Below are 19242 nucleotides of genomic sequence, written 5' to 3'. Positions count from 1 at the left end.
GCCTCCCCCCATGGCGAACCCCAAGCTGCTGATTCTGGCCGGAGACGGCCTCGGGCCCGAAGTGATGCGCGAGGCGCGCCGCATCCTCGACTGGCTCCATAAGCGGCGGGGCGTCTCCTTCGACGTCGAAGAGGATCTCGTGGGCGGCGCCGCCTATGACGCCCATGGCGTTCCGCTCGCCGATTCGACCATGGCCAAGGCTCAGGCCGCCGACGCGGTGCTGCTCGGCGCGGTGGGCGGGCCCAAATGGGATTCTCTGCCTTTCGCCGTCAAGCCCGAGCGCGGGCTTCTGCGGCTGCGCAAGGAGCTTCAGCTCTTCGCCAATCTGCGCCCCGCCCTCTGCTTCGACGCCCTCGCCGAAGCCTCGACGCTCAAATACGAGGTCGTCGCCGGGCTGGACGTCATGATCGTCCGCGAGCTGACCGGCGGAATCTATTTCGGCGAACCGCGCGGAATCGAGACCCTGCCCGACGGCCAGCGCCGCGGAATCAACACGCAGGTCTATACGACCGAAGAGATCCGCCGCGTCGGGCGCGTGGCCTTCGAGCTGGCCCGCAAGCGCGGCGGCAAGCTCTGCTCGGTCGAGAAGGCCAATGTGATGGAATCGGGCGTCCTCTGGCGCGAGGAGATCACGAAGCTCGGCGCCGAGGAATTCCCCGACATCGCCCTGAGCCATATGTACGCCGATAATTGCGCCATGCAGCTCGTGCGCAATCCCAAGCAATTCGACGTGATCGTCACGGACAACCTCTTCGGCGACATCCTCTCCGACGCGGCCGCCATGCTGACCGGCTCGCTCGGGATGCTGCCCTCGGCCTCGCTCGGCGCCGCCGACGCCCAAGGCCGCCGCAAGGCGATGTACGAGCCGGTCCATGGCTCGGCGCCGGACATCGCGGGCAAGGGGATCGCCAATCCCATCGCCACGATCCTCTCGCTGGCCATGGCGCTGCGCTACAGCTTCGACCTCTCCCGCGAGGCCGACCGCATCGAGAAGGCCGTGAGCGCCGTCCTCGACGGGGGCCTGCGCACCGCCGACATCATGCAGCCCGGCAAGGCCCGCATCTCGACCAGCACCATGGGCGACGCCATCGTGCGCGAGATGGAGCAATCCCTCGCGGCGGGCTGAGGCGCTCCAAAGACCGCCGAAAACGACGAAGGGCGCCTCGCGGCGCCCTTTTGAATTTCAGCCTGCGCCGCGGATCCGGCTCAGGCGGCGCGGACCAGACGCCGCAGCTCCTCGCCAAGGCGGTTGAGGTGCACCGGCTCGCCGAGGGTCATGCCGCGCGCGCCCTCCTCCGCCGGAGGCATCAGCGCCACCGCCGAGAAGCCGGTGATGAACATCACGCGCATGTCAGGATCGATGCGCCGGGCGGCGCGGGCGAGATCCAGCTCGTCGGAGCTGTCGGCCTCGACCGTGGTGAGCAGAACGTCGTAAGCGTTCTCCTCCAGCAGCGTGAGCGCCGAATGGTAGTCCGCCACCCGCGAGACCGCATGACCGGAGCGCTTGAGCTTGGCGGCGAGATAGCCGCGCATGTCGTCGTTCCGCGTCGCGAGCATGACCGTCGCCATAGACCGCCTCCATCTCTATCCAGCCCCCGCCTCGTCTCATCCGGACGGGTTGACGATTCGCAGGATAGGACGAATGCGCCTAATAAAGGGTTTGGGCGCTGGTGTTTTTTTCATCTTCCGGGGTAGGATGGACGACGCCCGCAGGGATGAACCGAGCCGGGCGCGATTCGGAGACCTCAAGGCGGGCTCGCGGAGCCTCAGGAGCACGGACGGGCATGCACGGCGTTCCCTTTCCCCCTTTCGGCGACCATCCCCCTCTGGAGGTGGAGGAGCCCGCGCGCCTGACCAGCGCCGTGGTCTTCAGTTCGCCCCATAGCGGCCGCGTATATCCGGAAAGCCTGATCCGCCGCTCGCCTTTGCACAAGACCCTTCTGCGCAGCTCCGAGGACGCTTTCGTCGAGGAATTATTCGACTGCGCCCCCGCTTGCGGCGCGCCGCTGCTCAAAGCCCATTTCCCCCGCGCCTGGGTGGACGCCAACCGCTCCTCCGAGGAACTGGATCCCGCCCTGATCTCCGACGCGCCGCATCAGCGCCTGCGCAGCCCGCGCGCCTCGGCGGGGCTCGGGGTGGCGCCGCGCGTGGTGGGCGAGGGCCGCCGGATCTACGCGGAGAAGATCCCCTACGCCGAGGTGCGCGAGCGGATCGCCTCCTGTCATCAGCCCTATCACGCCCGGCTGGAGGCGCTGCTCCTGCGGACGCGGCGGCGCTTCGGCGCGGCTCTGCTGCTCGATTGCCACTCCATGCCCTCGGAATCGGCGCGCCGGAGCGGCGAGGCGGGGCCGGACGTGATCCTCGGCGACCGCCACGGCGTCGCGGCCGGCGCCGAGCTGACGGCCGAAGCCGCGCGGATCTTCGCCGAGGCCGGCTTTCGCGTGGCCCGCAACGCGCCTTTCGCGGGGGGCTACATCACGGAGTTCTGGGGCCGTCCGCGCGAGGGGCTCCATGCGATTCAGATCGAGATCAACCGCGGGCTCTACCTCGACGAGGCCAAAGTGGAGCGGCGTTCGGGCTTCGAGGCCTTCCGCGCGCGGCTGGCGCCGGTGATCGCGCGGCTGGCCGCCATGGAGTCCTTGGCGGCCCTGACGCGCCCCGTCGATCCCGACGAGGATTTCCTCATCGCCGCCGAGTGAGAAAGGGCTGAGCGCGGGCGGGCCTCAGACCAGCCGCACCGGAGCCCCCGCCGCCCGCAGCGCCTCCTTCGCCTCCCGGACGCTGTGCAGGCCGAAATGGAAGATCGAGGCCGCCAGCACCGCCGAAGCCTTGCCCTCCGTGAAGCCCTCGACGAGATGGCGCAATTCGCCCACGCCGCCCGAGGCCACCACCGGCACCGGCACCGCCTCGGCCACGGCCCGCGTCAGCGCGAGGTCGTAGCCCGAGCGCACGCCGTCGCGGTCCATGGAGGTCAGCAGGATCTCGCCCGCGCCTAAGGAGGCCGCGCGCTTGGCGAACTCCACCGCGTCGATTCCGGTGCGCTCGCGGCCGCCATGGGTGAAGATCTCCCAGCGCCCCGGCCCCACCGACTTGGCGTCTATGGCGACCACCACGCATTGCGCGCCGAAGCGCTCCGCGATCTCGGAGATCACTTCGGGACGCTTCACCGCCGCCGTATTGACCGCCGTCTTATCGGCGCCCGCCAGCATCAGCGCCCGCACGTCCTCGACGCCGCGCACCCCGCCGCCCACCGTCAGAGGCGTGAAGCAGCGCTCCGCCGTGCGGCTGACGATGTCGAGCAAAGTGCCGCGCCCCTCGACGCTGGCGGAGATGTCGAGGAAGCAGATCTCGTCGGCGCCCGCGGCGTCATAGGCGGCGGCGGCCTCCACCGGATCGCCCGCGTCGATGAGGTCCACGAAATTCACGCCTTTGACCACCCGCCCGTTCTTCACGTCGAGGCAGGGGATCACCCGAACCGAGAGCGTCATGCGATTTCTCCCTTGAGCACGGCGGCGGCGCTTTTCACGTCGATGCGCCCGTCGTAAAGCGCTCGGCCGGAGATCGCGCCGTCCAGCGGGGCGCCGCTGTCGCGCAGGGCCCGCAGATCGTCCAGCGAGGAGACTCCGCCCGAAGCGATCACCGGAATGCGCACCGCCCGCGCCAGAGCCGCCGTCGCCTCGACGTTCGGCCCCTGCATGGCGCCGTCGCGCTCGATGTCGGTGTAGATGATCGCCGCGACTCCGGCGTCTTCGAAGCGGCGGGCCAGCTCCAGAGCCGTCACGTCGGAGGTCTCGGCCCAGCCCTCGACGGCGACGCGGCCTTCGCGGGCGTCGATCCCCACCGCCACCCGTCCCGGATGGGCCTTGGCGGCGCGTTTGACGAAATCCGGATCGCGGAGCGCCGCCGTCCCGAGGATCACGCGGCGCACGCCCTTCTCCAGCCAGCCTTCCAGAACCTCCATGCTCCGGACGCCCCCGCCGAGCTGGACCGGAACCTTGGCGGCCCTGAGGATCCCCTCCACGGCGGCGGCGTTGGCGGGCTTTCCGGCGAAGGCGCCGTCGAGATCCACCAGATGCAGCCAGTCGCAGCCCGCCGCGACGAACTCCGCCGCCTGAGCCGCCGGGTCTTCGTTGAAGACGGTCGCCTGAGCCATGTCGCCCTTATAGAGCCGCACGCAGCGCCCTTCTTTCAAATCGATGGCCGGGTAAAGAATCATGGAGGTCAAGAGCGGTCTCCTCGCGCGCGGCGCCGGGTGATTTCCGCTTGGGCGTAGCGCAGGACGCGCCGAAAGGAAAGCTTGGAGCGCTTTCCGACCAAATCGGGCCGTTCACACGCTCCAAGTTCTTTTGGGGCCGCATTTTCACGACGCGAAGCCTGATCGGATTCGCTGGAGAACGCTCAAGGGCGCGCGAAAGGTCAGGCCGCCCGCTTTACTGTATACGGAATGAAAGCTTTCGTTCATCTTTCGCGCCGCAAATTCGCCTTTATCCGACGCCCGAAGCTCAAATAAGACGCCTGACAGGAGCCGCCCGATGGGAGCCGCCATGACGCCAGCCCGCCCCGCGATCTTCAAACGCGCCGCGCTCGCCGCCATAGCGGCGGCGCTGCTCGCGCCGCCCGCGCTGGCCGAAGAGGCTCCCGCCGCGTCCCCGACCGTCGCGCAGGAGGAGGCCGCGGCCTCTCCCGCCCCGCTCGTCTGCGGCGCGGCGACCATCTACAGCGAGGCCAGCACCGAGCCGGGCACGCTCATCCACAGCGCCGCCTTCGACGCCCATTGGATCGAGGCCCTCTTCGCCGCCGGATGCCAGCAGACGCAGATCGGCTGCAACAGCTGCTCCCAGACCGCCAGCGGCAAGACCATCTGCGGCGCGGCCGATTGCGCGGTGAGCGCCCCGGCCGCGGTCGCGGCCTCCTGCTCCTGGGAGATCGCCGATTTCAAATGCCGCGTCTGGCGCGACGATTCCCGCGTCCATGAAGGCGGATGGGCTTCGGACGCTCTGCGCGCCCGCCCGGTCTACGTGCAGGCCGATTAAGCCGCCCATCCGCGCCCGCGCGCTCTCCGCAGCCGGAGAGCGCGCCGCCCGCCCCGGAGGTCAGGGCCGCCAGTTCAGGAAGTTCGTCAGGATCCGGAGCCCCGCCGCCTGAGACTTCTCCGGATGGAACTGCAATCCGGCGAGGTTGTCGCGCGCCACGGCGGCGGTGACCGCTCCGCCGTAATCGGCCTGAGCCGCCACGTCCTCCGCCCGCGCCGGGACGAGATGATAGGAATGGACGAAATAGGCCTGAGTCTCCGGCGCCAGCCCCGCGAAGAGGGGATGAGGCCGCAGGATCCGCAGCGCGTTCCAACCCATATGCGGGATCTTCAGCGCCGGATCGGAGGGCGTCAGCCGCCGCACCTCGCCGCCGAGCCAGTTCAGGCCGGGATGTTCGCCGAACTCCAGCCCCTTCTCCGCCAGAAGCTGCATTCCCACGCAGACCCCGAGAAAGGGCCTGCCGCGCTGGAGAACCGCCTCCTCCAGAGCCTCGACCACGCCGGGACGCGCCCTCAGACCTTCTTCGCAGGCCGCGAAGGCGCCCACGCCCGGCAAAAGGATGCGGTCGGCGGCGGCGACCTCCTCGCCCGTGGCGGCCAGCCCCACGTCGAGATTCAAGCCTGCGTCGCGCCCCGCCCGCTCCAGCGCCTTGAGCGCCGAATGCAGATTGCCGGAGCCGTAATCGACCACCACGACGCGCATGATCCGTCCCTCCTCGCGCCCGCGATCCCCGCGCCGAAGCTCGACGCGGCGGGCGCGCCTTCTTAAAACCTTTTCCCGAGACGCGAAAACGCTCTTTTCCGCCGCAAGGCGCATTTTCCGGCTCCCCAGAGCCAGCCCCCCGATCCAGCCGGCGATCCGGCCCCTGCTCCGCCCCCCTGCTTTGAGCGAAGCGCCCGGCGGCCTTGGGCGGCGCTCCGGGGCCTCAGGCGCGAAATCTCCGCATAAGGAAGGATTGCGCCCCCTCCCCCCGCCCTCCTTCATGCCCGACTTTCGTCCCGGCCTCGCGCCAAACCTTTGAGCGCGTTCGCCATATCCGCGAGAGAAGCGCCGCCCTCGCGTGATTTCGCATTGCTTCTTCAGGCGGCGGTTCTTAACTTCACGCGGATATTCAAGCTGTTCTTTCGGAGTCCGCCCTCGCCATGACCACGCCTCCCTCTCCGCCGCCCTCCGGCTACTCCTCCGAGGGCGGCGCTCCGCCGCCCGCGCCGGGCGTCCCCTCGGCGCCCCCCTCCCTCTCCTCCGGAGCGAGAACCGCGCCCGCGGGCTTCGGCGCCGCGCCGCGCCTCGGGGCCGGGCCCGCCGCTCCGGCGAGCGATCCGGCGGCCCTGACCGCCGCCTTCGCCGCCGCGCTGCAAGGCGAGGAGGAGCGCCAGAGGGTCAGGCGCAGCCGAGGCCGCTGGCGGCTCTTCGGCGTGCTGACTCTGCTGCTGATCGGCGGCGCCTTCCTCTCCAATTCGCTGCAGACCCTCGGCAAGGCCGCCGCCTCCGACCATATCGCCCGCATCCGCGTGGTCGACGTGATCACGAGCGACCGCCTGCGCGACGCCTTCCTGCGCGACCTCGCCGAGGAGGAGGCGGTCAAGGCGGTGGTCCTGAGCATCGACAGCCCCGGCGGCACGGTGGTCGGCTCGGAGGAGCTTTACGAAGCCCTGCGCGTCGTCGCGGAGGCCAAGCCCCTCGTGGCGGTGATGGGCGAACAGGCGGCTTCGGGCGGCTATATCGCGGCTCTGGCGGCGGATCATCTGCTCGCGCGCGGGAACAGCATCACGGGCTCCATCGGCGTGATCTCGCAATCGCCGAATTTCTACGAGCTGGCCGAGCGTCTCGGCGTGGAGATGATCGAGGTCAAAAGCGCCCCGCTCAAGGCGGCGCCCTCGCCCTTCCAGCCGGTGGATCCGGCGGCGGTGGCGGCGGATCAAGCCGTCGTGAACGATTCCTACGCCTGGTTTCTGGACCTCGTGAAGGAGCGTCGCCAGATGAACGACAATGAAGCGCGCTCCGTGGGCGACGGACGCGTCTTCACGGGCCGTCAGGCGCTGGAGGCTCGTCTCATCGACGGGCTCGGCGGCGAGCAGGAGGCCGTCGCCTGGCTGGAGAGCGAAAAAGAGATCGCCGAGGATCTGGAGATCCGCAATCGTTCTCCCGCCGCCCCGCGGCAAAAGCTCCTGATCGAACGCATCGCCGAGCAACTCGGCGTGAGCGGTTCGGCCGAAGCTCTGAGCGGCCGCCGCGGCGTGCTCTGGGCCATTCGCTGAAGCGCGCGAAAGCCCCTTGAGGACGGCGCGGCCTCGGAGCGTTTTCCAGCGAAGCAGAGAGCTTCGCGTCGCGAAAACGCGACCATACAAGAAGCCGGAGCGTTTGGCCGATTTGGTCGGACAAGGGCTCCGCCCCCGAAACCCCGGCTTTCCGGCCTCGCCCGCCTGAAGGCCCCGATTTCAGGAGATCCCGCATGCGCCGCCCGATTCCTCCGCTCGCCGCCCTCGCCCTCTGGGGCTTCGCCGCACAAGCCCAAGAGGCCCCGAATTTCGGCGAGGCCCCCTTCTCCGAGACGCGCCCCTTCGTTCTGACCGAGATCGCCGAAATGAACTCGCCTTGGGCTCTGGCCTTCCTGCCGGACGGGCGGGCTCTGGTCACGGAGCATGAGGGCGCGCTCCTCCTCCTCCGGCCGACGGGCGAGAAGCTGAAGGTTTCGGGCGTTCCGCCTGTGGCCTATGGCGGCCAGAACGGGCTTTTCCATGCGGCCCCCTCGCCGCGCTTCGCCGAGACGGGCGAGATCTACTTCACCTACGCCGAGCCCGGCGAAGGCGGAAGCGGCCCCGCTCTGGCGCGGGCGAAGCTCGTGGAGGCCGAGGGCGCGGCCCGGCTGGAGGATCTCGCCGTGCTTTGGCGTCAGGAGCCCAAGGGCGGCGGAGGCCATCCCGGCGCGATCATCGCCTTTGATCCCTCGGGCGAGAGTCTTTTCCTCACCGTCGGCGACCGCCAGAGGATGGCCCCCGCGCAAGACCCGGATCAGGCGCTCGGCAAGATCCTGCGCCTGACCCTCGACGGCGCGGCGGCCCCGGGCAACCCTTGGGAGGCCGAAGGCGGCGTGCGGGCGCTCATATGGTCCACCGGCCACCGCAACCCCTACGGCCTCGCCTTCGCGCCGGACGGGCGGCTCTGGTCGCATGAGATGGGGCCTCAGGGCGGCGACGAGCTGAATCTGATCAAGGCCGGCGCCAATTACGGCTGGCCGGAGGTCTCTTACGGCGTCCATTACGGCGGACGGGCCATTCCGAAGCCCCCCGCCCGCCCCGAATTCACGGAGCCCGCCCTCTATTGGGCCCCGGTGATCGCTCCGGCGGGCCTGACCTTCTACCAAGGCGACCTCTTCCCCGACTGGCGGGATTCGGCGCTGATCGGGGCTCTGGCGGGAGAGGGAATCGTCCGCGTGGCCTTCGACCGGGCCGAGGGCGCCCGTCAGCTCGACCGCTGGAGTTTCGAGACCCGAATCCGCGACGTGGAGACCGCCCCGGACGGCTCGGTCTGGGCCATCGAAGACGGCTCTCCGGGCCGGGTCTGGCGTCTGACCCCCGCCGAGCGGGCCCCAACCCCCTGAAAAGCTCCGAGACCCGCGGAATCGTTAAGTTTTTCGGGGGATGCGATCTCCGAACGACACAGGCGATGCTCCCGAGCCCCTCCCTTCCGATTTCGTCAAGACGCGGTTGACGTTGAGCCGTCAAATGCGCATAGTGGCTTGAATAAACACAAAGGATTGAGGTTTCGACCACCTATCGCGCTCGGGGAGCGCGCGACGGGCGGGCGTCTTGCGGTTCGAGCGACAGCCGAAACGCGGATGCGCACAAGTGAGAGGGGCATGCGGATTTCGCGTCGGCAGGCGCGTGAAAGCTGCGGACATCGCGCGTCGCAAACCGCGCGCGACAAAGAGGGGAAGCCGCCATATGATCAAGTCCGAACTCGTCGATGCGCTTGCGGAACGTCATCCGCATTTGTATCAGCGGGACGTGGAGCGGGTGGTCGCCACCGTGTTCGACGAAATCTCGGCCGCCCTCACGCGAGGGGACCGGGTGGAGTTGCGCGGTTTCGGCGCCTTTTCGGTCAAACAGCGCGAGGAGCGCCAAGGCCGCAATCCGCGCACAGGCGAAACCGTGTCGGTGCCGCAAAAGCGCGTGCCTTTCTTCAAGACGGGCAAGGAGCTGCGCGAGCGCATCAACGTCGATTTCAATCCGGAGGCGTGAGGCTGAAAGCCCCGCGCCCCCTCTGGGCAACGGGAGTTCGGGGTGACCTATCTGAAGCTGATCCTTCTGGCCTTGCTGGCGACGCCTCTGGCGGCGCTCATCATGATGAATCCGCATCCGGTGACGGTGCGGCTCGATCCGCTTGGTCTGGGGATCGTCAGTCCGGCTCAAGTCGAGCTTCCGCTGGCGGCCCTCGTGATCGGGGCGGCCCTTCTGGGCCTGCTGATCGGCGTCGTGCTGGAATGGATCCGGGAAGCCGGAGAGCGTCGCGAAAAGGCCCGCGCCGAGCGTCGCCTCGCTGAAGCCGAGGCCAAGCTCGCCGCGCTTCAGCCCGCCGGAAGCGGCCTGTGAGTCCGTCATGGCGGAAGTGAAGATCTGCGGGATCCGCTCGACGGCGGATCTCGCCGTCGCGGCGGAGGCCGGAGCCCGTTATGCGGGCTTCGTGTTCTTTCCGCCTTCGCCGCGCGCTCTGACCGCCGAAGCCGCCGCCGCCCTCGCCCGCGAGGCGCCCGCGGGGCTCTGCAAGGTCGGGCTTTTCGTCAATCCCAAGGATGAAGATCTCGACGCCGTTCTGGAGCTTGCGGCTCTGGACATGATCCAGATCCATAAGGTCGAGGATCCGGCGCGTCTGGCGGCTTTGCGCCGTCGGGCGGGGCTGCCGCTGATCGCGGCGGCGCCCTTGGGCGCGGAGGCGGATTTTCCGCTCGCGCTGCGGCTGGCTCAGGCCGCCGACATGATCCTTTTCGACGCCAAGCCCGCGCCGGGCGCCGCTCTGCCGGGCGGCAACGGCCTCGCCTTCGACTGGGGCCTGCTCGCGGGGCGCCGCTGGCCGGGGCCTTGGATGCTGGCCGGCGGCCTCACGCCGGAGAACGTCGCCGAGGCCGTGGCCCGCACGGGCGCGCCGCGCGTGGACGTCTCCTCGGGGGTGGAATCCGCGCCGGGCGCGAAGGACCCCGCGAGGATCCGCGCCTTCGCTCTGGCGGCGGGAGCCTAAGAACGCCGCCTTAGGCCGCCTGCGGCTCCTGACAGACGTCCACCCATTCCGCGCCGACGAGATCCGCCATTCGCTCGGTTCCGATGCGCACGGCGGCGTTAGGGGCTCCGGCGGCGGGCACCACCTCCGCGAAGGCCTTCAGCGAGACGTCGCAATAGACCGTCACGCCCTCGGGCAGGCCGAAGGGGCAGATCCCGCCCACCGGATGCGAGGTCGCCGCCAAAGCCGCCTCGGCGTCGAGCATCTTGGCCTTGGCCCCGAAGCGGGCGCGGTATTTCTTATTATCCAGCCGGGCGTCGCCGCGCGCGACGATCAGGATGGGCTGGTCGTTCAGGCTCAGAGACAGCGTCTTCGCGATCTGGCCCGGCTCCACGCCATGGACCTCGGCGGCGAGCGCCACCGTGGCCGTGCTGGCCTCCGTCACCAGCAGCTCCACATCCGGCGCCTTCTCGGCGAAGAAGGCGCGCACGCTCTCCAAACTCATGGCTGAACTCCGAAAAAATTGAAGGGCGGGCGCAGACGCAAAAGCATCGGCGCCTCCGGCGAAGAGATCCGCCAGACCCAGGGCTCGCCCGGCGTGGGGCGCTCGGCGCCCTCGGCCTTCAGCGGGATTCCCCGGCGAATCCGGACCCGGACGTCCGCCCTCAGGGGGGCTCCGGGCTCGGCGCCCTTGGGATTGAGGCTGATTTCGACGTTTCCGTCCTCCATCAGCCGCAGAAAGAACAGATTGCCCTCGGTCTCCGGCGCCTGCGTGAAGGGCAGGCCGAGGATCGGCTTGGAAGGAGTCAATTCGCCGCTGAGCCTAATCTCGATCTCGGCGCGCCCCCCCACCCGCAGATCCGCCTGACGATAGCCCGGCTGACGCGGCAATGCGGCCACGAAGGACTCCCAAGCCCGCGCGGCCGCCGGATCGGTGAGGTCCAGCTCCTTCGGCGCGTTGAGCCGCCCTTTGAGCTGAACCTGATAGCTCGTTCCGTCGAGGGTCACGGCCAGAGCCGAGCGCTCCAGCCGGACGCCGCCCCAAGCCGGATTCGTCAGAAGCGCCAGAGCCAAAGCGCCGAGCCTCGCCGCCCTCCAGCCTCCAGCCCTCAGGAACCCGAACGACCGCAGCATCATGAGCCCCTCCCTCAGGATTTGCGCGGAGGGCGCGCTCCGCAGGTCAGGCGAAGGCGTCCATCAGCGTGATGATCGGATCCCGCCTCTGATGGGCGTTGATCAGAGGAACCAATCGCCGGAAATGCTCCGTTTCGCAATGCGCCTTCAGGGCGGCCCGATCCGGCCATCGCTCGATGAAGACGAAATGTCCGGGATCTTTCTGGTCCACGAAAAGATCATAGGCCAGACAAAGCTTCTCCTGTCGGGTCTTCTCGACCAGCTCCCGATAGAGCGGCGCGACGATCTCCAGCGCCTCCGGCCTGATGAAATCCTGAGCGACGACCTTCAGCATGACCCGCAATCCTCAAACGCGCCGGAAAGCCCCGAGCGCGGAATCATATTCATGCAATCCGCCGTCGGAGATGTCGAACCAGACGCCATGGAGCCGCAGCCTGCCTTCCTCCACGGCCTTGGCCACATAGGGGAAGGTCATGAGGCTGAGCAGCGACTGAACCACGCCCTGACGCTCCAGCTCATGGATGCGCGATTCGCGGTCCGGCCATTCCCGTTCGTTGACCCGCGCGAAGGCGGGGGCGAGGGTGTCCAGCCAGCGGCCGATGAAGTCGGTGGTGTCGGTGATCTCGTTGCGCTGGATGTCGTGGAAGGCCGCCACGCCGCCGCAATGGCTGTGGCCCATGACGACGATGTCGGTCACCTTCAGAGACTTCACGGCGTATTCGATGCCCGCCGAAGAGCCGTGCTGCTGGGCGTCCGGGGCGTAGGGCGGCACCAGATTGGCGATGTTGCGCATGATGAAGAGCTCGCCCGGCTCGGCGCCGAAGAGGGCGCTCGGCTCGACGCGGCTGTCGCAGCAGCCGACCACCATGGTGCGGGGCTTCTGCCCCTCCTCGACCAGACGCGCGAACCACGCGCGGCTTTCCTCGAAGCGGTTGGCCTTCCAGCCGCGATAGCGCTCGACGAGATAGCTCGGCAGAGGAGTTCCGACCGCAGACGTCATTTTTCCAACCTTTCCGGGTCCAGCCCGAGCGCTTCGCAGATGATCCGCCATTCCTCCGGCTTCACGGGCTGAACCGAAAGCCGCGTCAGTTTGACCAGAGCCGTCTCCGCAAGGCGGGGATCGGCCTTGATCTCGGCCAGAGTCAGAGGACGCGGCGCCTCGGCGAGGGCGGCCACGTCGACGCAGACCCAAGGCGCGCCGGGTTCGGCGGTCGGATCCGGATAGGCCTCGCGGATCACGCGCACGAGGCCCATGATCCGCTTCTCGCTCACCGAGTGATAGAAAAAGGCGAGGTCTCCCGACCGCATGGCCGAGAGATTCAGCTTGGCCGAATGATTGCGCACGCCCGTCCAAGGCTCGCCGACCGCGCCGCGCGCGACCTGCTCCGCCCAAGACCACGTCTCCGGCTCGGATTTGATCAGCCAAAAAGCCGTCAAAAGGAGGCCCCTCTCCCTTGTTGCGCCGCAAACGTTAAATCATCCCCGCCCCCGACGCCAGAGATTAACCGACGCCACAGGGCGGAGAAGCGACGGAGAAGGACAAAGCCTCAGGCGCGGTAGTTGGGCGCCTCGCGGGTGATGGTCACGTCATGGGGATGGCTCTCGCGCAGGCCCGCATTGGTGATGCGCACGAATTCGCAGTTCCGGCGCATCTCCGCGATGGTGCGCTGGCCGGTGTAGCCCATGGCCGCGCGCAGCCCCCCCACCAGCTGATGCAGCACCTGGCCCACGCCGCCCTTATAGGGGACCTGGCCCTCGATGCCCTCCGGCACGAGCTTCATGCTGTCGCGGACCTCTTTCTGGAAATAGCGGTCCGCCGAGCCCCGCGCCATGGCGCCGAGCGACCCCATGCCCCGATAGGACTTATAGCTGCGCCCCTGATGGAGGAAGATCTCGCCCGGCGCCTCGTCGGTGCCCGCGAGCATCGAGCCGATCATCGCGCAGGAGGCCCCCGCCGCGATGGCCTTGGCCAGATCGCCCGAGAGCTTGATTCCGCCGTCGGCGATGACCGGAACGCCATGCAGCTCGCCCTCGGCGGCGCTGTCGAGGATCGCCGTGAGCTGCGGCACGCCCACCCCCGCCACCACGCGGGTGGTGCAGATGGAGCCGGGGCCGATCCCGACCTTCACCGCGTCGGCGCCGGCCTCGATGAGGGCGCGGGTGGCGGCGGCGGTGGCCACGTTGCCCGCGATGACCTGCACCGCGTTGGAGAGCTTCTTGATGCGCGTCACGGCCTCGCCGACGAGCTTCGAATGGCCGTGGGCGGTGTCGATGACCACCACGTCCACGCCCGCGTCGATGAGGGCCTCGGAGCGGGCGAATCCGTCGTCGCCGACGCTGCTCGCCGCCGCCACGCGCAGACGCCCGAGGGAATCCTTGCAGGCGCTGGGATTGAGCACCGACTTCTCGATGTCCTTGACCGTCAGCAGCCCGACGCAGCGCCCCGCCTCGTCCACGACCAAAAGCTTTTCGATGCGCCGCTCATGGAGCAGCCGCCGGGCGGCGTCGGTGTCGATGGGCTCGCGGATGACGGCGAGATTCTCGCGCGTCATGATCTGCGAGACCGGCGTGGCGGGCGAATCGACGAAACGCATGTCGCGGTTGGTCAGAATGCCCGCGAGCTTGCCCGTCTTCGGCTCGACCACGGGAAAGCCCGAAATATGGTGCTTAGCCTGCAGGGCCCGCGCGTCGGCGAGGGTCTGCCCGGGCGAGAGCGTGATCGGATCATAGACCACGCCCGACTCGAAGCGCTTCACCCGGCGCACGTGGTCGGCCTGCTCCTCAAGGGAGAGATTGCGGTGGATCACGCCGATTCCGCCCGCCTGAGCCATGGCGATGGCCATATCCGCCTCGGTCACGGTGTCCATGGCCGAGGAGATCAGGGGAATGTTGAGCTCGATCTCGCGGGTGAGGCGCGTCCGGGTGTCCGCTTGGGCGGGCAGGACGTCGCTCGCCGCAGGCACCAGAAGCACGTCGTCGAAGGTGAGGGCTTCGCGAATCGCCAGAGGGGTCATGGGGGGGGTCATGGGGGCAGGCATGGGGCGCTTCTCCGGATTCCGCTTCGGGAGGCGCTTATTTCATGCTGCGGCGCCGGAGGAAAGCCCTGCGGCGATTGGTCCGGTCCGCGCCGGGCGAAAAATCAGCGGGCGGCTGAGCTTTCCCTAACACGAAACACCCCAATGAAACAATATTTCATATTTGATGCGGATTATTTACATATAATGTATCATTAAGAGACATTATGCTCTGTTCCATCTCGCTTTTGCTAACATATTGCGGTTTAATGTCCTTGATCGGAGAGCGCTAGATCGGAGATCGCCCTATGATGCAGCTTCGCCTTGCGCTGGCGATTTTCTTCACGCTTCTGGCCTCCGCTCCGGCGGCGGCCTCGGAGGATCCTTTCGCGCCTCCTCCCCTTGAGCGTCTGGAGGAATATGAGCTCTCCAACGGCCTTCAGGTGATTCTGCTGCCCGATCCGCGCACGCCCAAACTGGCCATGGAGCTGCGTTACGACGTGGGATCCGCCCGCGAGCCCTCGGGGCTCAGCGGCTTTTCGCATCTCTTCGAACATCTGATGTTCATGGGCACGCCCGCCGCGCCCAATTTCGACGCGCCCCTCGCCGCGACGGGCGTGGTCGCCAACGCCTTCACCAGCGAAGACGGCGTGCGCTATCAGATGGAGGGGCCGAGCGTCGCGCTGCCGCTGATGCTCGCGCTGGAGGCCGACCGCATGGCCAATCTCGGGCCTTCGCTGGATCAGTCGGATCTCGATCTTCAGCGCGAAGTGGTGCTCAACGAGATGCGCCAGAACGTCGCCGACGCGCCGGGCTTCGGCCCGCAGGAGGCGCTGGCCTCGGCGCTTTACCCGGAAGGCCATCTCTATCGTCATCCGGTGATCGGCGCCATGGCCGATCTGGAGGAGGCCACGCTGGAGGACGCCCGGCGCTTCTTCGACCTCTATTATCGCCCCTCCAACGCCATTTTAGCCCTCGCGGGGGATTTCGACCCGCAGGAGGCCCGCGAGCTGATCGACCATAGCTTCGGCCTTCTGCCCTGGTCGGAGGCGCCTCCGCCGGTGGCGCCTCCGGCTCCCTTCCCTCCGACCCGCGCCCGGCTGGAGTTCGAGGACGCCCTCCCCGCCGTCACGCTGTTTCTCGAATGGACCGGCCCTCCCGTCGGCTCGGAGGGAGACGACGCGCTGCGGGCCGCCTCGCTCGCCCTGACCGACGACTCCATGGGGGCCCTGCGGCGCAAATTGGTGCTGGAGCGCCGGGTCGCCTCGCAGGTGGCGGCGCTCTGGACGCCTCTGCGCTTCGGCGGACGCTTCGCGGTGGTCGCCACGGGCGCCGAGGGCGTGGAGGCCGAAACGCTGGAGGAGCAGACCCGCGAGGCCCTCGCCGAAATCCTCGCCGAGGGCCTGCCTCAGCCGGAGGTGCGCGCCGCGGCCCGGCGTCTGGCCGCCGAACTGATCGAATCCGAGGAGCGGCTGGCCCAGCGCGCCCGCTACGCCGTGGACGCCCATTCGAATCTCGGCTCGGCGCGGCTGCGGCGTCTGGCGGCGCAGCGGCTCTCCCGGGTGGACGCCGCCAAGGCCGACGCCGCCCTGAGGGCCGTGGCCCGGCTGGACGACGCCTCCGTGGGGATCATCCGTCCCGGCCCGCGCGGGGGCCTGCCGCAGGCTCTGCTCGGGCCGACCGGCCCCAAGACCCGGCTCCCGCCCCCGGAGCGCCGGCCGACGGCGGTGGCCATCCCGCCGCCGCCGCCCATGCCCGAGACGCCGGAGTTTCCCGAGCCCCTCCTTCTGACTCTGCCCAACGGGCTGCGCCTGACCTATTTCCACCGCCCCGAGGCCGCTTTGGGCTATCTCGCGCTGGTCGCGCCCGGCGGCGAGGCGCTCGATCCGCCCGGGCGGGAGGGGCTGGTGGCGACCATGGCCGAGCTGATCGCCCGCGATCCGGCCACGGCCCGGCGTCTGGCCTATATGGGCGGCGCGGCCTCCTCCAACGTCTCGGCGACCCACGTCGCCGCCCTGCTCACGGCGCCGCGCCCGGATTTCGGACGCGCTCTGAAGGATTTCGCCGCGGCGCTTTCGGCGCCGAATCCGGATCCCGCCCTCTGGGAGGCGACTCTGGCGCGGCGGCGTCTGGCGGCGGGCTACGCCCGCTCCTACGCGCCTTCTCAGGCGGCGGAGGTCGTCAAAACCGCCTTTTACGGACCCCAGACCCGGGCGGGCCGCTCGGAGACGCCCGAGAGCCTCGCGGGGCTGACTCAAGAGGAGGCGCTGGCGCTGCACCGGCGCATCTTCCGCCCCGACGGCGCCGAGGCCGTGCTCGTGGCCGGCCTGCCGCCCGAGGAGGCGGAGAGGCTGATGCTGCTGGCCTTCGGCGGCTGGCGCGGCGCGGCCCCCGCCCGCCCGCCGGAGGCGCCCGGCCTCCCCGCCGCGACGCGCTTCGTCGGGCTGGCCGATTCCCAAGGCGCGACTCAGGTCGCTTTCACCGCCCGCATCGGCGGGCCGGAGCTGGCGCCGCCCTCGGCGGCTCTGGAGGCGGCGGCGCGGGCCCTCGGCGGGGGCTTCGTGAGTCGGCTCAATCAGATCCTGCGCGAGGAGAAGGGCTTCACCTACAGCGCCTCGGGCGGCCTGATCGACCGGGGGCTCAAACAAGGCGTGATCTGGCTGGACAGCTCCTTCAACGCCGACAACGCCGCGGCGGCCCTTGAAGAGACATGGCGCATCCTCGCCTCCCTGCGCGAGAAGCCCATCTCCGCCGAGGAGCTGAACGCCGCCCGCCTCGGACGCCTGCGCGAGGATCTCGACGCGCTGGAGACGACGCGCGGACTCTTCGGCGCGGCGGTCTGGGAGGCGATGGACGGACGCGACCTCGCGGCGCGGGCGCGGCGCTCGGCCGAGATGCGCGAGACGACCCTCGAAGCGGCTCAGGCGGCGGGCCTCCGCATCTCGGAGGCGGCGGAGCGCGGCGTCTACGCTCTGGCGGGCGACGCGCGGCGGCTGGAGGCGGATCTCTCGGCGCGCGGAATCTCCTTTCGCCCGCCCGCCCCCGCCGAAAACATGGGGACGGGCTCCCTCGGCGGAGCGCCCACGGGCCAGGGCGACGAAGCCGATCCGCCCGCGCCGCTCAGCTCTTGGGCGGCTTGCGGGCCGGGCGCGGCTTTCCCGCCCCCGCCGCTTTGCGCTCCGACTCCGCTGAGGAAGCCGCGGACCACGCCTCCGCGCTGATCCAGAAGGTTTCGCCGCGGCTCTGCTCGGTGTCGATCCAGAGCAGCGGCAGATCTGGCGCCTCGGCCTCGACGGCCGGACGCAGCCGCCCCACCTCGGCGAGCATCCCGCCGCGCGGCGTCAGATGGTCCCGCCCCTCGGCGAGGATGCGGCGCGCCACCGACATGCCGTCCTCGCCCGCCGCGAGGGCCATCTCCGGCTCATGGCGATGCTCGGGGGTCAGCCAGCCCATGCCTTCGGCGTCCACATAGGGCGGGTTGGTCAGAATCAGATCGAAGCGCAGCCCCTCCAGAGGCGCGAAGAGGTCGCCGACATGCAGCGTCACGCGATCCTCCAGCCCATGGTCGGCGATGTTGATCCGTGCGACCTCGGCGGCCTCGGGCGACAGCTCCACGGCGTGGATCTCGGCCAGCGGGAAGACCTGCGCCGCCAGAATCGCCAGACAAGCCGAGCCCGCGCAGAGATCCAGCACCGAAGCCACCTCCGAGGGATCGGGCCAAAGACCCTCGACGCCGGAGAATAAAATCTCAGAGATGTAGCTGCGCGGAACGATCACGCGCTCGTCCACGTAAAAAGGCAGGCCCTGAAGATAGGTCTTGTTCACCAGATAAACCGAGGGCTTGCGGGTCTCGATCCGCGCCTCGACCAGCTCCGCCAGACGGCGCCGCTCGGCTTCGGTCAGGCGGGCGTCGAGATAGGGCTCCAGCTGGTCCACCGGCAGAGCCAGAGCCTCCAGCATCAGAAAGACCGCTTCGTCCCAAGCCGTGTCGACGCCATGGCCGTGGAAGATCCCGGCGGCGTTGAAGCGCCCCACCGCCCAGCGCAGCAGATCGCGCAGGCTCCGCGTCTCAGAGACCGCCGTCTCGGCGGAGACGAGCAGCGGCGCATAGGGAATCGGGCGGGTCATGGGGGCTCCTGAGGCGAGGAAGCGGGTTCGGGGGCGGTTCGGGCCGGAGCCTTCTCCCATCCCGGAGAGCCGGTCAAGCCCCCGCCTGCTTCAGCCTCAGCAGATCCCGGCGCCCGTCAGACGGGCCGGCGCGACGCCGAGGCTCTCCAGAGCCCGCGCCCAGCGTTCGGCGGGAGGCGCCGAGAAGACCAGATCCGGATCCGCCGCCGCCGGGCCGACGATCCAGTCGTTGCGCTTGAGCTCGCGCTCCAATTGGCGCGGCGCCCATCCGGCGTAGCCCAGCACGAAGAGCGCCCGATGCGGGCCCGAGCCCGAAGCCACCGCCCGCAGAGCCTCCATCGCGGAGGTCACGCGCAGGCCCGGCCCGACGACCTCGCTGGAATCTTCAGGCGCTTCGTAATCCTCGCTGTGGATGAGGAAGCCGCGGGTCTCCTCCACCGGCCCGCCCGACATCACCAGAGGATCGGGCTCCGGGCCGCGCATCCCGAGCCCCAATTCGCGCCGCACCTCGGCGAAGCGGGGGCGCTCGGCGGGGCGGTTGACGATGAAGCCCATCGCCCCCTGAGGCCCATGGGCCGTCACGAGGATCAGCGCGCGCGCGAATTCCGGGTCGGCGATGGAGGGATCGGCGATGAGGAAACGCCCTTTGAGGCCCTCGGCGAAGGATTCCCGCAGAATCATGGGGCGCTTTCCGGATCCGGACCGCTCTTCGGAGCCGC

General features: G+C 69.3%; 21 protein-coding genes. 9 read left to right on the top strand and 12 right to left on the bottom strand.

The window, feature by feature from the left end:
- Nucleotides 1-10 precede the first annotated feature (10 nt).
- Nucleotides 11-1126: a 3-isopropylmalate dehydrogenase gene (gene leuB / locus B161_RS0109915; protein WP_018633243.1), complete on the top strand. Its 1116-nt coding sequence runs from the start codon at nucleotides 11-13 to the stop codon at nucleotides 1124-1126.
- Nucleotides 1127-1206: 80 nt separating this feature from the next.
- On the opposite strand, the gene B161_RS0109910 is transcribed toward leuB, so the two are convergent.
- Nucleotides 1207-1569 carry a response regulator gene (locus B161_RS0109910; protein ID WP_018633242.1) on the bottom strand — a complete coding sequence of 121 codons (363 nt, stop codon included), beginning with the start codon at nucleotides 1567-1569 and terminating at the stop codon, nucleotides 1207-1209.
- A 215-nt stretch (nucleotides 1570-1784) separates the two neighbouring features.
- Between B161_RS0109910 and B161_RS0109905 the strand changes: the two genes are divergently transcribed.
- Nucleotides 1785-2699, top strand: coding sequence for an N-formylglutamate amidohydrolase (locus B161_RS0109905; RefSeq protein ID WP_018633241.1), 915 nt, complete (start codon nucleotides 1785-1787; stop codon nucleotides 2697-2699).
- Between the two features lie 24 nt (nucleotides 2700-2723).
- Here the strand turns inward: B161_RS0109905 and hisF are convergent, their stop codons facing one another.
- Nucleotides 2724-3488 carry an imidazole glycerol phosphate synthase subunit HisF gene (gene hisF, locus B161_RS0109900; RefSeq protein ID WP_018633240.1) on the bottom strand — a complete coding sequence of 255 codons (765 nt, stop codon included), beginning with the start codon at nucleotides 3486-3488 and terminating at the stop codon, nucleotides 2724-2726.
- Nucleotides 3485-4216 carry a 1-(5-phosphoribosyl)-5-[(5-phosphoribosylamino)methylideneamino]imidazole-4-carboxamide isomerase gene (gene hisA, locus B161_RS0109895; RefSeq protein ID WP_026310342.1) on the bottom strand — a complete coding sequence of 244 codons (732 nt, stop codon included), beginning with the start codon at nucleotides 4214-4216 and terminating at the stop codon, nucleotides 3485-3487. Before hisA ends, hisF begins: the two co-directional genes overlap by 4 nt.
- 328 nt (nucleotides 4217-4544) lie before the next feature.
- Between hisA and B161_RS0109890 the strand changes: the two genes are divergently transcribed.
- A complete protein-coding gene (locus B161_RS0109890; protein ID WP_157755602.1) occupies nucleotides 4545-5033 on the top strand; it encodes a hypothetical protein in 489 nt (162 codons plus the stop codon).
- A gap of 60 nt (nucleotides 5034-5093) precedes the next feature.
- Here the strand turns inward: B161_RS0109890 and hisH are convergent, their stop codons facing one another.
- Nucleotides 5094-5735 carry an imidazole glycerol phosphate synthase subunit HisH gene (hisH, locus tag B161_RS0109885; RefSeq protein ID WP_026310341.1) on the bottom strand — a complete coding sequence of 214 codons (642 nt, stop codon included), beginning with the start codon at nucleotides 5733-5735 and terminating at the stop codon, nucleotides 5094-5096.
- A 440-nt stretch (nucleotides 5736-6175) separates the two neighbouring features.
- Here hisH and sppA point away from each other — a divergent pair, with 440 nt between their 5' ends.
- The 5 genes from sppA (at nucleotide 6176) to B161_RS0109860 (ending at nucleotide 10268) form a co-directional block, all read left to right on the top strand.
- The gene (gene sppA, locus B161_RS0109880) at nucleotides 6176-7291 is read left to right on the top strand and encodes a signal peptide peptidase SppA (protein ID WP_018633236.1); all 1116 of its coding nucleotides are present in this window, start codon (nucleotides 6176-6178) and stop codon (nucleotides 7289-7291) included.
- 194 nt (nucleotides 7292-7485) lie between these two features.
- The gene (locus tag B161_RS0109875) at nucleotides 7486-8634 is read left to right on the top strand and encodes a PQQ-dependent sugar dehydrogenase (protein WP_018633235.1); all 1149 of its coding nucleotides are present in this window, start codon (nucleotides 7486-7488) and stop codon (nucleotides 8632-8634) included.
- A 343-nt stretch (nucleotides 8635-8977) separates the two neighbouring features.
- Entirely contained in the window at nucleotides 8978-9274 is a 297-nt protein-coding gene (locus B161_RS0109870) for an integration host factor subunit beta (RefSeq protein ID WP_018633234.1), read from the top strand.
- 42 nt (nucleotides 9275-9316) lie between these two features.
- On the top strand, nucleotides 9317-9625 hold the full coding sequence (locus B161_RS0109865; RefSeq protein ID WP_018633233.1) for a lipopolysaccharide assembly protein LapA domain-containing protein: 309 nt from the start codon (nucleotides 9317-9319) through the stop codon (nucleotides 9623-9625).
- Nucleotides 9626-9632: 7 nt separating this feature from the next.
- Nucleotides 9633-10268: a phosphoribosylanthranilate isomerase gene (locus B161_RS0109860; RefSeq protein ID WP_018633232.1), complete on the top strand. Its 636-nt coding sequence runs from the start codon at nucleotides 9633-9635 to the stop codon at nucleotides 10266-10268.
- A 10-nt stretch (nucleotides 10269-10278) separates the two neighbouring features.
- On the opposite strand, the gene B161_RS0109855 is transcribed toward B161_RS0109860, so the two are convergent.
- From B161_RS0109855 to guaB, 6 genes are all read right to left on the bottom strand, one after another.
- Nucleotides 10279-10752, bottom strand: a complete 474-nt coding sequence (locus B161_RS0109855) for a YbaK/EbsC family protein (protein ID WP_018633231.1) — start codon at nucleotides 10750-10752, stop codon at nucleotides 10279-10281.
- On the bottom strand, nucleotides 10749-11384 hold the full coding sequence (locus B161_RS0109850; RefSeq protein WP_018633230.1) for a hypothetical protein: 636 nt from the start codon (nucleotides 11382-11384) through the stop codon (nucleotides 10749-10751). The genes B161_RS0109855 and B161_RS0109850 overlap by 4 nt, the downstream gene beginning before the upstream one ends.
- 43 nt (nucleotides 11385-11427) lie before the next feature.
- Entirely contained in the window at nucleotides 11428-11715 is a 288-nt protein-coding gene (locus B161_RS0109845) for a putative quinol monooxygenase (protein WP_018633229.1), read from the bottom strand.
- Nucleotides 11716-11727: 12 nt separating this feature from the next.
- On the bottom strand, nucleotides 11728-12381 hold the full coding sequence (locus B161_RS0109840; protein ID WP_018633228.1) for a carbonic anhydrase: 654 nt from the start codon (nucleotides 12379-12381) through the stop codon (nucleotides 11728-11730).
- Nucleotides 12378-12818 (bottom strand): EVE domain-containing protein, encoded by a 441-nt coding sequence (locus tag B161_RS0109835; RefSeq protein WP_018633227.1) that lies wholly within the window; start codon nucleotides 12816-12818, stop codon nucleotides 12378-12380. The genes B161_RS0109840 and B161_RS0109835 overlap by 4 nt, the downstream gene beginning before the upstream one ends.
- A 110-nt stretch (nucleotides 12819-12928) precedes the next feature.
- Complete coding sequence (guaB, locus tag B161_RS0109830) at nucleotides 12929-14386, bottom strand: IMP dehydrogenase (RefSeq protein ID WP_026310338.1); 1458 nt, start codon at nucleotides 14384-14386, stop codon at nucleotides 12929-12931.
- Between the two features lie 317 nt (nucleotides 14387-14703).
- Between guaB and B161_RS0109825 the strand changes: the two genes are divergently transcribed.
- Nucleotides 14704-17616 carry a M16 family metallopeptidase gene (locus B161_RS0109825; RefSeq protein ID WP_018633225.1) on the top strand — a complete coding sequence of 971 codons (2913 nt, stop codon included), beginning with the start codon at nucleotides 14704-14706 and terminating at the stop codon, nucleotides 17614-17616.
- On the opposite strand, the gene prmB is transcribed toward B161_RS0109825, so the two are convergent.
- Both prmB and B161_RS0109815 read right to left on the bottom strand, forming a co-directional pair.
- The gene (gene prmB / locus B161_RS0109820) at nucleotides 17516-18523 is read right to left on the bottom strand and encodes a 50S ribosomal protein L3 N(5)-glutamine methyltransferase (protein ID WP_018633224.1); all 1008 of its coding nucleotides are present in this window, start codon (nucleotides 18521-18523) and stop codon (nucleotides 17516-17518) included. The genes B161_RS0109825 and prmB overlap by 101 nt on opposite strands.
- 96 nt (nucleotides 18524-18619) lie before the next feature.
- Nucleotides 18620-19204, bottom strand: a complete 585-nt coding sequence (locus tag B161_RS0109815; protein ID WP_026310337.1) for a YqgE/AlgH family protein — start codon at nucleotides 19202-19204, stop codon at nucleotides 18620-18622.
- Between the last annotated feature and the right edge of the window lie 38 nt (nucleotides 19205-19242).

This window comes from Neomegalonema perideroedes DSM 15528 (assembly GCF_000374145.1).
Taxonomy (GTDB): Bacteria; Pseudomonadota; Alphaproteobacteria; order Rhodobacterales; family Rhodobacteraceae; genus Neomegalonema; species Neomegalonema perideroedes.
The sequence above is the reverse complement of the archived record's forward strand: the minus strand, read 5'-3'. Positions and strand labels throughout refer to the sequence as shown.

Coding starts and splice junctions, on each gene's coding strand:
- leuB (WP_018633243.1), top strand. CDS start 11: ATGGCGAACCCCAAGCTGCTGATTCTGGCCGGAGACGGCCTCGGGCCC.
- B161_RS0109910 (WP_018633242.1), bottom strand. CDS start 1,569: ATGGCGACGGTCATGCTCGCGACGCGGAACGACGACATGCGCGGCTAT.
- B161_RS0109905 (WP_018633241.1), top strand. CDS start 1,785: ATGCACGGCGTTCCCTTTCCCCCTTTCGGCGACCATCCCCCTCTGGAG.
- hisF (WP_018633240.1), bottom strand. CDS start 3,488: ATGACGCTCTCGGTTCGGGTGATCCCCTGCCTCGACGTGAAGAACGGG.
- hisA (WP_026310342.1), bottom strand. CDS start 4,216: ATGATTCTTTACCCGGCCATCGATTTGAAAGAAGGGCGCTGCGTGCGG.
- B161_RS0109890 (WP_157755602.1), top strand. CDS start 4,545: ATGACGCCAGCCCGCCCCGCGATCTTCAAACGCGCCGCGCTCGCCGCC.
- hisH (WP_026310341.1), bottom strand. CDS start 5,735: ATGCGCGTCGTGGTGGTCGATTACGGCTCCGGCAATCTGCATTCGGCG.
- sppA (WP_018633236.1), top strand. CDS start 6,176: ATGACCACGCCTCCCTCTCCGCCGCCCTCCGGCTACTCCTCCGAGGGC.
- B161_RS0109875 (WP_018633235.1), top strand. CDS start 7,486: ATGCGCCGCCCGATTCCTCCGCTCGCCGCCCTCGCCCTCTGGGGCTTC.
- B161_RS0109870 (WP_018633234.1), top strand. CDS start 8,978: ATGATCAAGTCCGAACTCGTCGATGCGCTTGCGGAACGTCATCCGCAT.
- B161_RS0109860 (WP_018633232.1), top strand. CDS start 9,633: ATGGCGGAAGTGAAGATCTGCGGGATCCGCTCGACGGCGGATCTCGCC.
- B161_RS0109855 (WP_018633231.1), bottom strand. CDS start 10,752: ATGAGTTTGGAGAGCGTGCGCGCCTTCTTCGCCGAGAAGGCGCCGGAT.
- B161_RS0109850 (WP_018633230.1), bottom strand. CDS start 11,384: ATGATGCTGCGGTCGTTCGGGTTCCTGAGGGCTGGAGGCTGGAGGGCG.
- B161_RS0109845 (WP_018633229.1), bottom strand. CDS start 11,715: ATGCTGAAGGTCGTCGCTCAGGATTTCATCAGGCCGGAGGCGCTGGAG.
- B161_RS0109840 (WP_018633228.1), bottom strand. CDS start 12,381: ATGACGTCTGCGGTCGGAACTCCTCTGCCGAGCTATCTCGTCGAGCGC.
- B161_RS0109825 (WP_018633225.1), top strand. CDS start 14,704: ATGATGCAGCTTCGCCTTGCGCTGGCGATTTTCTTCACGCTTCTGGCC.
- prmB (WP_018633224.1), bottom strand. CDS start 18,523: ATGACCCGCCCGATTCCCTATGCGCCGCTGCTCGTCTCCGCCGAGACG.
- B161_RS0109815 (WP_026310337.1), bottom strand. CDS start 19,204: ATGATTCTGCGGGAATCCTTCGCCGAGGGCCTCAAAGGGCGTTTCCTC.